Here is an 11,867-nt window from a genome sequence, read left to right on the forward strand (position 1 = left end):
CAGACCGTAGCCCTTATTTGGCCCTTCCCGATACGGCGGTATTAATCACCTCAACCCCAAAACCTACAACTTTTGACGGGTTCACTAAAAAAGACAAAATGGGTTCATTTTTTATCGGTGGTGGCACAATCGCGGATTTTGGGATACTTGTTCCTCCTTGACATTTTTTCCGTCTTGAACTAATGTCCCACTGTTTTTCAGGCAACTTACCTGTTCTGCTCTCAAGCTGCCCCTGCAAAAGTGGCGACCATCTTCTTGACTCCGCAGTGTTGGGGTAGGCAAAATTGAGTGCCTTTTAACTCTACAAAAAGTATCAAGCAGCAACAAAATATTATCAAACAGGGGGTGTGATACCATGAACATGCTGATTTTTGGACCTAATGGAAGCGGCAAGGGAACCCAGGGCGCTTTGATCAAAAAAAAGTTCACCGTTTTGCACATAGAAACAGGGGTCATTTTTCGGGAGAATATCAAGAAAAAGACAGATATGGGCAACAGAGCCAAGGAATTTATTGAACGGGGCGAGTTGGTGCCCGATGAGATAACCGTCCCGATGATCCTCAATCGTCTGCAGGAAAGCGATTGCAAAAACGGGTGGCTGCTCGACGGCTTTCCCCGCAATCTGACCCAGGCCAAAGCCCTTGCAAATGCCTTGAATGAAGCCGGAATAAAACTCAATTATGTTATCGAAATAGTCCTTCCCCGCGAGATCGCCAAGAAACGGATCATGGGACGTCGTATTTGCGCGGTTGACAACAATCACCCCAACAATATCTTCATTGACGCGATAAAACCCCTCGAAAAGGAGGGAAAATTACATTGCCGCGTCTGCGGCTCCGACCAATTGGGCATCCGGGCCGATGATCAGGACGAGGCGGCAATCGACAGACGTCACGACATCTACTACGACAAGAAAACGGGAACGCTTGCCGCGGTCAATTATTTCCGGAGTCTCACTACTTTAATAGAAGTTGACGGAGCGCCCGGCGTAGAGGAAGTCTCTCGGTCGCTCATAGCCAGACTCGCCTGAGGGAGCGTTTCCTGAAAGTCGCAAGGCACCGCAACTAAACAGGGACACTATGCACATATAATGGACAAAATAAGAAATTTCAGCATTATAGCTCACATTGACCACGGCAAGTCAACCCTTGCCGACCGGCTTATCCAGTTTACCGGCATTGTCGAGGATCGCAATTTTCAGGATCAGATACTCGACAATATGGACATAGAACGCGAGCGGGGAATTACGATCAAAAGCCAGGTAGTTTCTTTGCCCTACCGGGCCAAGAACGGCATCGATTATACGCTTAATCTGATCGATACCCCTGGTCACGTGGATTTCAGCTATGAAGTGTCGCGCTCGCTGGCCTCCTGCGAAGGGGTCTTGCTGCTCATCGACGCCGCGCAAGGGGTGCAGGCCCAGACCCTGGCCAACCTCTATCTGGCCATGGAACACAATCTGGAGATAATCGTAGTCATCAACAAGATAGACCTGCCGTCCGCGGATGTGGACAGGGTAATCGAGCAGATCGAATCGGAACTGGGGCTGGATGCGACCGACCACCTGAAATGTTCAGCAAAAATGGCAATCGGCATCGAGGAGATCCTGGAAGCCATCGTGACGCGGGTCCCTCCGCCACAGGGCGATCCGGAAGCGCCGCTCGCGGCCTTGATCTTTGACGCCAAATATGACCCCTTCCGGGGAACGGTGGTCCATTGCCGGATCTTCAATGGAACCGTAAAGGCAGGCGATGTCATTCGCTTTTTTTATAACAATGCCTCCTACAGGGTGGAAGAGGTCGGCCATTTCCTCCTGCAGCGCGAGAAAAGGGAGAGTCTCAACGCTGGGGATGTGGGTTACATAATTGCCGGTGTGAAGACGGTCTCGGATGTGCGCACCGGCGACACGATAACGCTGGAAAACCGTCCCTGCGCAAAACCGCTGCCCGGATTCAAGGAGGTGAAACCTGTTGTTTTCGCTTCTATTTATCCGATTGCCGCCGACGATTACTCGGATCTTTCCGATTCCCTTGATAAATTCAAACTCAACGATGCCTCTTTCATCTACGAAAAAGATTCATCCACCGCCTTGGGACAGGGGTTCCGGTGCGGCTTTCTGGGGCTTCTCCACCTCGATATCGTCCAGGAACGTCTGGAGAGGGAATTCGACCTGTCTATTATCATCTCCGTCCCCAGTGTCCGGTTCCGGTTCACCCTAAAGGACGGCACAGTATTATTTGTTGACAATCCCGCACATTATCCCGATCAGTTGTCCATTATGAAAGCGGAGGAACCCTACATACGGGCAGCCCTGATGCTGCCGGAGCGTTATCTGGGCGTCGTCATGAAGCTCTGCATGGAAAAAAGGGGCGTCAACTCAACCCTGAGCTATCCGAACCCCGGGCGCGCCGAGCTTACCTACGAGATGCCGCTTGCCGAGGTAATCTTCGATTTCTATGACCGTTTCAAGTCCATCACCCAGGGATACGGTTCTTTTGACTATGATATAATCGACTATCGGGAAAGCAGCCTCGTGTTGCTCGATATTCTAGTGAACGGGGAAAAGGTGGATGCGCTGTCGCAAATCGTCCACAGGGAACGGGCCCGTTCCCGCGGTCTTCAGGCATGCGAGCGGCTCAAGGAGGAAATCCCCCGGCAGATGTTCAAAATAGCGATTCAGGGGGCAATCGGCGGCGAGGTTATCTCCCGAACGACTATCTCCGCATTTCGCAAGGACGTAATTGCGAAGTGTTATGGCGGCGATATTTCCCGGAAGAGAAAGCTTCTCGAAAAGCAGAAGAAGGGCAAAAAACGGATGAAGATGATCGGCAATGTGAGTATTCCGCAAAGCGCCTTCCTCGCCGTATTGAAATCAGATACGGAATAAAAGTGCGGTCGCCCGGGCTGTACATTCATGTTCCTTTTTGCTTGAGCAAGTGCCACTACTGTGGTTTTTACTCCACAACCCAAACCTCCTTGATCGAAGGCTACCTTGCTGCCCTTTGCCGGGAAATGGATCATTACAAAAACTGGGTGGCAACTTTCGACACCTTCTATATAGGCGGCGGCACCCCTTCCGTCCTTTCGCCCCGGCAAATTGCAAGCCTTATCAGGGATGCCCGGAAAAACTTCAGTATTTCCGAGGGGGCCGAGATCACCGTCGAAACAAACCCCGCCGATACAACAGACGATCTGTTGCAGGTTCTTTATGAAAGCGGAGTGAACCGGCTAAGTATCGGCGTTCAATCCTTCAACGATGACCTCCTTGCTTTTCTGGGCAGACGCCATCGGGCCGGGCAGGCAAAGACCGCTGTAAAGTCTGCAAAAGAGGCCGGATTTGAGAACGTCTCCCTCGATCTGATCTATGGCATCCCCGGGCAAGACATAAGGGGATGGGAGAAAACGCTCCAGCAGGCTGTCTGGCTCCATCCCGAGCATCTATCCTGCTACCAGTTGACCGTGGAGGAAGGAACGCCTATGGCGTGTGCAATGGCAAAGGGCGAAATCACCCTTCCCGACGAGCAATTGCAGGCCGAATTCTTTTTTTGCACTGCCGAACTGCTCGAAAAAGCGGGGTATCTCCAGTACGAGGTCTCCAATTTCGCCCTTCCGGGCAGAGAATCGCGCCATAATCAAAAATACTGGAACCACAATCCATCTCTCGGGTTAGGGCCCTCCGCCCATTCTTTTTCGGGGACTGAACGATACTGGAACCACGCCGCCGTCCGCACCTACATCGAAGAGCTCACGGCCGGACGATTGCCCGTAGCCCAGCGAGAAGCACTCGACCCGGAAAAGCTCCGCCTGGAGGCCCTCTTTCTGGGATTCAGGACCCGGCGGGGAATATGTCTGGAGGAGTTTTGCGTTCGCTACGGTCAGGATTTGCTAAAAGAAAAAAAAACTGCGATAGATCAGCTCATCGCTGGTGGTTTCGTTAAGCTAAGCCGTGGTTTTCTAAAACCGACGCGCCAAGGCCTGGCCGTTGCTGACAGTCTCGCACTGATTTAGGGCGGCGCGAGACGACCATTCGCGCAGCCAGCTCCGCATCCCGGATAACGAAAGGTTACCAGTTTATCAAACGGAAAAATAAATTCAGCAAGATCGAAAAAATAACCGCGGCGGTAAGATTGATGCAAAATACCAGAGCCGATTTTTTGATCCCCAATTCCCTGATGGAAACCATGAAACTCGCCATACAGGGCATGTAAAGGGTCAGCAGGACACTTGCAACCACGATGGCGCCGGGGGCAAGATTAAAGGGAACAAGCAGGGCAATGGATACATCCTTGCGGAGGAAACCAAGCGTCAAGACGGAAACAGTTTCCGGCGGCAACCCGAGCATGCCCGTTACCACAGGCTTGAAAAACTGCGCCAGACCATTGAGCAAACCGGCCGTCTCCAGCAGGCCAACTATCAGCACTCCCAGGATGATCATCGGCACCGCATCGATTATGAAATCCTTCAGGCGGAGGTACAATTTCCTTCCCAGAATGGAAGCGGTCGGAATCTGGTAAGGGGGAATCTCGATAAACAGCTCCGGCGTCTCCCCTTTCAGCATCCGGCTGAGAATATACGAGCTGACGATTCCCACAAAGGCTATCGAAAGAAAAACAACGAAGGTGTATTTTAGCGGATAAGGGGAAAGCAGACTGAAGATCATCGCCGTCTGGGGCATGCAGGGGGCCAGAGTCAATGTCAGCGCCGTCGCTATAACCCGTTCGCGAGGCGTTTCCAGGACCCTTGTCGCCAGGATTGCCGGCACCTTGCAACCCAACCCGAGCATAAGCGGGACCGTGCCATAACCGTGCAGGCCAATATGGTGCAGATAACTGTCGAGAAGAACCGCCAGTCTCGGAAGATAACCGACATCCTCTAACAGGCTGAGGACAAAATAGAAGGAGACAATATAGGGAAGGACCGTCACGAATGGCAGGTAGAGGCCGGTTGTCAAAAGGCCGAATGATTGCATCGGTTCCGGGGTAGCGCCCAGAAGCATGGTTTTAAGAAATCCGTCGCCGAGGCCTCCCAGAGACGTTTTTAAAAACGGCATCCACGCCCCGGTAAAAAGCGGGTCGAGAAGATAATTTATAAGTCCTTCTCCAACATTGCGTATTATCAGAAAAACGGCGAACATGACCAGGGCGGCAATGGGAAGCCCAGTCGCAGGACGCGAGGTTGCATCCTGCATTTTTTCAAGGAATGTGGCATGCCGGTGGGTTATTTTTTGACATTCGGCCGTGATGCGTCCAATCAATTTCCAGCGGTCGTCGGCGTTTTCGGGAGGCTGGGCGGGCAGAGACAATAGCCCCTTTTTAAAATCATCCATGGCGGCTTTCAGCTCGGCGATCCCCTCTCCGGTCGTCGCCACAAAAGGAATAACCCTTATCCCCAGGTGTTTTTGCAGAATGGCTGTGTCGATGTTCACACCGTGAGTATTGGCTATATCCCACTTGTTCAGCAGGATGATGATGGGGACGCCCAGTGAAGATAGCTCAAGCGTATAAAAAAGATTACGTTCCAGATTGGTGGCATCGACTACGTTTAGAATAAGGGACTTGTCTTCGCCGGCAAGCAAACCGGAAGCGACCTCCTCCGCCTTGTTTGTCGCCTGATGACTGTAAGCCCCCGGCACATCGATAATGGTGAAACGCTCTCCGGCCAAAACAGTGTGCCCGGAGGTATATTCAACGGTTGTACCCGGGTAATTTGAAGAAATGACCTCGAGTCCAGTCAGACGGGCAAAAACGACGCTCTTACCGACATTGGGATTGCCCGCCAGCATCAACTTGCGCGGTTTTATTTTTACAATAATCTGGGACGCCATGCCCTGACCCAAAGCGAGGCTTGTCCCCATAACTTCAACAATGGAGGGTCCATTGGAATCGGCAGGCGAACGCTTCACGATATTCCTGCCCTTGTAAAGACCCATGGCTTTGAGTTTTGTTTCCAGGAGCGCTCCGCCCTGGATCTCTATTATTTGGGCCGTTTCATTTTCACGCAGCGAAAGGAGCGTAGCCACATCCACGGGATTCATAATGCCGCCCCTTTTAAAATGAATTTGTACAATAGTTGCAACTTGACCTTATCCTTCCTGTGCGGGTTCTATCCTCAGCCGCACTTGCTGTCAAGGAGTTTTTAGCGGCGGTTGCCAGGCCGGGTTTGAACATGTCTTATAAAATTAATTTGACTTTATTTCATAATTTCGATAGAAGCGGACAAACCGTTTAAGCATATCTATGACAATGAGTTGAAAATATCAGCAACATTAATAAATAGCAGCGACTTGGAATCGGCAGAAAGGGATATTTATGAAATGGATTGATTTGCCACGGATTGCACTGGGCATCCTCTTTGCGTTAATTTTGTTATCCGGAAATGCCCTTGCCAAGCAGCAATATAAGGTCCAGCGCGGCGACACCCTATCGGCAATCGCCGAGAAAAACGCCGTCACAGTAACTGCCCTTAAAGAGACCAACCATCTGAAAAACAGCAAACTCAATCTAAATCAGACTTTGATTATACCATCTGCCAAAGCGGAACTGGAAACTGCCAATCCGTCCCCAAAGAAAAAAGCCGAGTTTTACTCTGTTAAAAAAGAGGATATCAATCTTGCCGCTCTGTCCGACCTCTCTGAAAAGAACGAAGCGGTTCTTGGCGATAACGAAAAAAAGAAACTGCTGGGCGAATGGAAAACACCTGATGAACAGCAAATGCTGGTCAAGGTGGCGCTTGCCTTCCTCGGCGCCCCCTATCGTTTAGGCGGATATTCTGTCCGGGGGATAGACTGCTCCGGTTTTGTCAAGAAAATATATTCGCTGTTCGGCATTGATCTTCCGCGAACGGCTGCCGAACAATCCCATGTCGGCATCGAAGTTGCCAAGAGCAACCTGGTGGAAGGGGATCTTATCTTCTTCAATGAAAATAGCAGGATTGGTCATGTCGGCATTTACATCGGCGGAGATAAATTTGTCCATGCTGCCTCACAAAACAAGGGAGTCCGCGTGGACAGCCTCAATTCTTCTTACTATAAAAACCATTATAAAAGAGCCGTTCGCCTGAAGGCAAGCGATAATGCCACCTAAGCGGCAACTCGCCTGATCAGCCATTCAGGTTCAGGCGCCTTTCGCCGAGATGCATAGGCAGAATGACCGTCAGCACGCAGATCAGTGAGACCATGCAGAAGGAGCCTGCCAGCCATACCCATTGCAGGACGGCAAGTCTTCTGCCCTGAATGTCAGCCATAAAATACTGATAGACGGGCCCCGCTTCAAGGATAATTACCGCCGCGATAAACCCGGCGGAAATCAGCATAAACAGCAGTCCGCCAAAACTGGTGACCGACTGAGCGGGATTTTCGGAATGAAAATCATTGTATGCAGCGCCGAGTCCTATTCCTAGAGCAATAATCCCCGGGGTCACAAGAAAAATTGTCGCAACCGATAAAACCATCATAAAGGTCTCGACTTGAAGAAAAATATTCGAGATAACGATAAGAAACTCGCTGAGCACTGCCAGCGGAATGTAATATACCAGGAATTTCACCCAGAGAAACTTGCGTAGTTCAACGGGCGCCGCCCTGATGATCCAGAAGGCATCTCCCTCGCAAATCACAGCCGGATAAACAAATCTGGCCGCTATTGCCGTCAGAACGAAGGCTGCCAGTCCCATGTTCAAAAAAGCGAATATGTTCTGTACGTACACCGTTCGGATTTTTGCCTGATTTACCGGCAAAACGGAAAAGTTGTAAAGATAGATAATAATCAGGGCCGCGATCAAAAAAAGCTGCGTCCACTGAGTCTGGTCGCGGAAAAAGGTCCGGACTTCCTTTACTGCCATCGCCCGGACGGGTCTGGCAATCATTCCGAAGAGTCGCTGACGCCGGGGAGAGATAACCGTTTTGTGGACAAGAAGCCTTGCCGACGCTGTCTGCGCCTTTGTATATCCGCTAAAATAAACAACCCCAGCCGTCCATTTGACGATAAAGTAAAGCGCCCCCGCACAGCTCCAGCAGAGAGTTAGATGAAAAAGGGCCTTCCCTTTTAGATTTTCCAGCGCCATTGTCAGGCTGTCAAATGCCCAGGTTGTCGGCAGGAACGGCGAGCCGGCTGTTTGCATCTCCTTCAAATACAAAATAAGACTGGCGAAGCTCTCCGGATTAACCAGCCTTTCCGGGCGCATCAGACGAAAGGCCACGATCAGCGCGACGACAAAAAGCAGCCCCAGGAAAACGAAAAGAGCGCGAATTCTCCCGGCGGGAAGAATATAAGCTGCCATCAATACCAGAAAGACTCCTAGCGCCGAGGCGGTGATGCAAAGTGAGATCATCGTCATGCCTGCCGTCAGATAATAAAATGCATGCGCCTTATAAACAATGCCATACGAAAGAAAAACCGGCATGCTGAAGAAAAGCGCCATCCAGGAACTGTCGATGACGCTTTCTATCCAGCGCGCGAGGAAGATCTTTTCGCGTTTTACCGGCAGAGAATGCACAAGAATAAGGTCGCGACTCAGGTAGAGTTTGGAGAGGGAAACGACTATGCCGCTGAAGACAAGCAGCGAGAAGATGGTCATGATCACCATCGAAAGCAACTTCTGGGCAAGTATATCGCCGAATTCCTCGATGCCTCGAAAATATGTCAGTACTCGATAAAAAGCAATGAACACGCCTGTCCAGAAGAGGATGCCAATAAAGGTAAAAATCAGCATCCGCCGGCGACGGTTTCCCCCGTTCCGGGAAATGCCCTCGTTTTTGAAAGAGAGGCAGCGCGGCAGAAGCAACAGCCATATCTCTTTCATGAAGCCCCTTCCCCTTCGCTTTTTTGGGTAAGCCGGAGAAATACCTCCTCCAGATCCCCCTCGTTCAGGCGGGCGGTTCCCCTTAAATCACCGGTAGTTCCGAGGGCGATCATACGGCCCTGGTGGATAATCCCGATCCGGTCGCAGAGATCCTCTGCTATCTCCAGCGTATGGGTGGACATAAAAACGGTAACGCCGTTTGCGGCCAGGCCCCGGAAGATGGTCTTGACCATTCTGATCCCGGCCGGGTCCAGACCTACCATCGGTTCATCAACGATAATTATTTCCGGTTTGTGCAAAAGCGCCGAGGCGATGATAAGCCGCTGCTTCATCCCATGCGAATATGCCTCGATGAGATAATCGCCCCAGTCGTAGAGGGAAAAATTCTGCAGGAGCTCATTAACCCTTTCCGGAAAGTCCTCTTCGGCAACTCCGTAGAGATCGCCGATAAAACCCATGAACTCCCTCCCGGTCAGCTTCTCGTAGAGAAAGGGCCTGTCCGGAATAAATCCTATGATTTTCTTTGCTTTTTCAGGATATTGCGCAACATCGATCCCGGCAATTGCGATGGTTCCTTCTGTTGCGCCGAGGATTCCCGCCATCATGCGCAGGGTGGTCGTCTTGCCGGCGCCGTTGGGCCCGATAAAGCCAAAGAGCTCCCCCTTCTCTACGGTCAGGTTCAAATGGTCAACGGCCAGGTTGCGCCCATAGCTTTTTGTCAGATTTGTCAGTTCGATCATCTTTCCATTCTCACAATCTCCAATTTCAATCTCCCGATCAGACCAGTCATGTCCATTTGCTTCTCAAGCGAACCACGGGCAAAACGCAAATGCGTCACATCCGCAGGCATCTGGCCGAGAGTGGCATCCGCGGTGACCCAGCCGCCCATTTTTTTTATATAGAAAACATTCCAGGCATGAAAGAAGAAACTGCCGCGCATGTAAACCAGACCTGTTTCGATTTCCGTCGGCAGTCCGGCCGCCCTTCCCATCGCCGCCAGTAAAACTGCATGCTCGTTGCAGTCTCCGACCATGTTTTCCAGTGTTTGCAATGCGTCCGGCACAGAAAGAACCGGCCGCTTGGCAATGCTTTTATGCAGCCATCTTACCAGTTTCTCAGCTTTCGTCATCTCGTCAGCGGAGGCAGCGACAATTTCGGAAACCTTACGCCGTATTTTCAGATTATCCGCCTCAATAAACGGCGCCTCTTTCAGATAAAGATCAGGATTTTCCGACACACCTGGAAATGGGTACATCTGCTTGAGCTCTTTCTCGTGATGAACGGTCAGAAGTCCATCACGGTATGTCTGGCGCCCGCCCTCAAGCAGAAAATGTCCGGCGGGAAGATTATGAAGACGAACGGTTAATATCTTTAAGCCGGGGGCGTCATCAATCGGCGGGGACACAGGGATTGCGGCGGCAGCGGTGAAATCGGAACCGGCCGCGTCATCAAGACCGGATAGCGCCTCCTTTTTTGAAACCTCCTGCAATACGATCCCCAGTATCCCCTCTTCGCGCAGGACAACCCCATCAGGAGAAACCCAGGCAACCTGTTTCATCCCCATGAAATCAAGAGCCAGCTTTCTTGCCGAAACTGCCTTTCCCCTGACCGTCAGTTTATCTTCCCCGAGGGACGTTATCTTAACCTCCCGGCTGGACAAAGAGGCTGGATCAAACAACGGAAAGCTTCTCTGCTCACCCTGTTTCAGCTCTCCGCGCCCGGCGGCCGCGATTACAGAGCCTCCTAAATAGACGGGCGCCGGGAGCGGAAGAACCCTCTCTTTGTTGTCATCGCCCATACGAACCGACATTTTGCCATTTTCAATCGTTCCCTCAGCGGCAAATTTAAACAGGCTCGAGCCAAGGGCGAACTGAAAACCGGACAGCTCGCCTCCCGGCTTGAGATTCGCCTGGGTGTGAATAGTGACCGGCTGGATGACCCCCATGGTATTGACTTTCATGAAGATATCCTCGGAAAATTCACTCCCCTTCTCCGTTTGCACCCGCCGCCGCAAGGCATAACCTATTTTTTGCTGATTTTGGGTTATCTCCATCCAGACTTCGCCGCTTGAGAGGGATATATCAGTGACATGCGTCTGCTTCTCCAACCCTCTAAAAATTTTATCCGGAATACCCAGGCGAAAAAACAGCAGTATCAAAAAGAGCAGGATCACCCCTCCTCCGGTACCGTAATACCGCCATTTAGCGCCTGATTTTTTCATTATTAAGCCTGCTTGTCTTTCGCCGATCGGAGATTTGAATCAATCGCAAATCGCCAGGAAGTGGTCGGCAGGGTCATCATCCCCGAGAATGCGATAGGGAGAGCCAATGAAAATCAGCGGATCAAGCAGTGTAAGCATGTCCGATGCGCCAATGATCTCCCAGTTGAGTCTCTCGTAACAAATGGCCATATTAGTCCTGGCGACCGTAATGTGCAAATGGGGTTTCATGGCGATAGATGACCTGTTCGGTCCTGCGACGGAGGCCATGACGTCACCTCTTTTCACCATCCTTGTACAGCAGCAGATCGAGCCCCTCATGTCGTCTGTCGCGAAGACCTTTGTTTCCCCACCACTTGCCCGCAGCCTGAAACAACATGCCGGGACTAAAAAGCCACTCCCTGAATTCGGAAAGAGCGATTTCATCGATGGTAAAAACAAGCTTCTGGATAATATTTTGATCGGTCACTTCTTGCCCTCAAATCTGGTTGGGCAGCCTCCGGAGTGTCAATCTGGCCGCCTGCACCTTTGCCTTTACAAAAATCGCAGTATTTGAAGCATTTTTTCAAGTAAAATCAATATCTTTTATTGATACGACAGCGTTTTTTACGCGATCAGGATAACCGGCAACAGACTTTTGTGTCAAGCAAATATTGGCCGCAAAATATTGCGTAAGGCGCGGCTGAGCGGGGAGGATTTGCGTCAACCCTTTTTTTTACCCTGAAGACCCAAAATCCGCGATTAAAGTGGATATTGCAAGAGAAATACATTGAAAAACCCCGTTGATTCAGATATATATGTGTTGTCAAGACGCCATAAATACCAAACCAACGAGGTTAAAGACATGCTACAA

10 protein-coding genes are annotated in these 11,867 nt (G+C 50.9%); 4 read left to right on the forward strand and 6 right to left on the reverse strand.

The annotated features are described in order from the left end of the window. Positions 1-355 precede the first annotated feature (355 nt). From K0B01_13735 to hemW, 3 genes are read left to right on the forward strand one after another with little or no spacing between them, the layout of a single operon-like run. Positions 356-1,030 (forward strand): adenylate kinase, encoded by a 675-nt coding sequence (locus tag K0B01_13735; GenBank protein ID MBW6487201.1) that lies wholly within the window; start codon positions 356-358, stop codon positions 1,028-1,030. A 60-nt stretch (positions 1,031-1,090) separates the two neighbouring features. Then, the gene (gene lepA, locus K0B01_13740) at positions 1,091-2,887 is read left to right on the forward strand and encodes a translation elongation factor 4 (GenBank protein MBW6487202.1); all 1,797 of its coding nucleotides are present in this window, start codon (positions 1,091-1,093) and stop codon (positions 2,885-2,887) included. Positions 2,888-2,889: 2 nt separating this feature from the next. Next, complete coding sequence (gene hemW, locus K0B01_13745; GenBank protein ID MBW6487203.1) at positions 2,890-4,008, forward strand: radical SAM family heme chaperone HemW; 1,119 nt, start codon at positions 2,890-2,892, stop codon at positions 4,006-4,008. A 55-nt stretch (positions 4,009-4,063) separates the two neighbouring features. Here the strand turns inward: hemW and K0B01_13750 are convergent, their stop codons facing one another. Continuing rightward, on the reverse strand, positions 4,064-6,034 hold the full coding sequence (locus tag K0B01_13750) for a fused ferrous iron transport protein A/B (GenBank protein MBW6487204.1): 1,971 nt from the start codon (positions 6,032-6,034) through the stop codon (positions 4,064-4,066). Positions 6,035-6,308: 274 nt separating this feature from the next. On the opposite strand from K0B01_13750, the gene K0B01_13755 reads away from it, so the two are divergent. Beyond that, complete coding sequence (locus K0B01_13755; GenBank protein ID MBW6487205.1) at positions 6,309-7,082, forward strand: C40 family peptidase; 774 nt, start codon at positions 6,309-6,311, stop codon at positions 7,080-7,082. A 16-nt stretch (positions 7,083-7,098) separates the two neighbouring features. On the opposite strand, the gene K0B01_13760 is transcribed toward K0B01_13755, so the two are convergent. The 5 genes from K0B01_13760 to K0B01_13780 are packed head-to-tail and all read right to left on the reverse strand — an operon-like array spanning position 7,099 to position 11,483. After that, the gene (locus tag K0B01_13760; GenBank protein ID MBW6487206.1) at positions 7,099-8,796 is read right to left on the reverse strand and encodes a hypothetical protein; all 1,698 of its coding nucleotides are present in this window, start codon (positions 8,794-8,796) and stop codon (positions 7,099-7,101) included. After that, positions 8,793-9,536 carry an ABC transporter ATP-binding protein gene (locus K0B01_13765; protein ID MBW6487207.1) on the reverse strand — a complete coding sequence of 248 codons (744 nt, stop codon included), beginning with the start codon at positions 9,534-9,536 and terminating at the stop codon, positions 8,793-8,795. The genes K0B01_13760 and K0B01_13765 overlap by 4 nt, the downstream gene beginning before the upstream one ends. Continuing rightward, positions 9,533-11,017, reverse strand: a complete 1,485-nt coding sequence (locus tag K0B01_13770; protein ID MBW6487208.1) for a transglutaminase-like domain-containing protein — start codon at positions 11,015-11,017, stop codon at positions 9,533-9,535. Before K0B01_13770 ends, K0B01_13765 begins: the two co-directional genes overlap by 4 nt. Positions 11,018-11,056: 39 nt before the next feature. Beyond that, positions 11,057-11,284, reverse strand: coding sequence for a hypothetical protein (locus tag K0B01_13775; protein MBW6487209.1), 228 nt, complete (start codon positions 11,282-11,284; stop codon positions 11,057-11,059). 4 nt (positions 11,285-11,288) lie between these two features. Continuing rightward, positions 11,289-11,483, reverse strand: a complete 195-nt coding sequence (locus K0B01_13780) for a hypothetical protein (GenBank protein ID MBW6487210.1) — start codon at positions 11,481-11,483, stop codon at positions 11,289-11,291. Positions 11,484-11,867 lie beyond the last annotated feature (384 nt).

This window comes from Syntrophobacterales bacterium, assembly GCA_019429105.1.
In the GTDB taxonomy this organism is placed as follows: domain Bacteria; phylum Desulfobacterota; class Syntrophia; order Syntrophales; family UBA5619; genus DYTH01.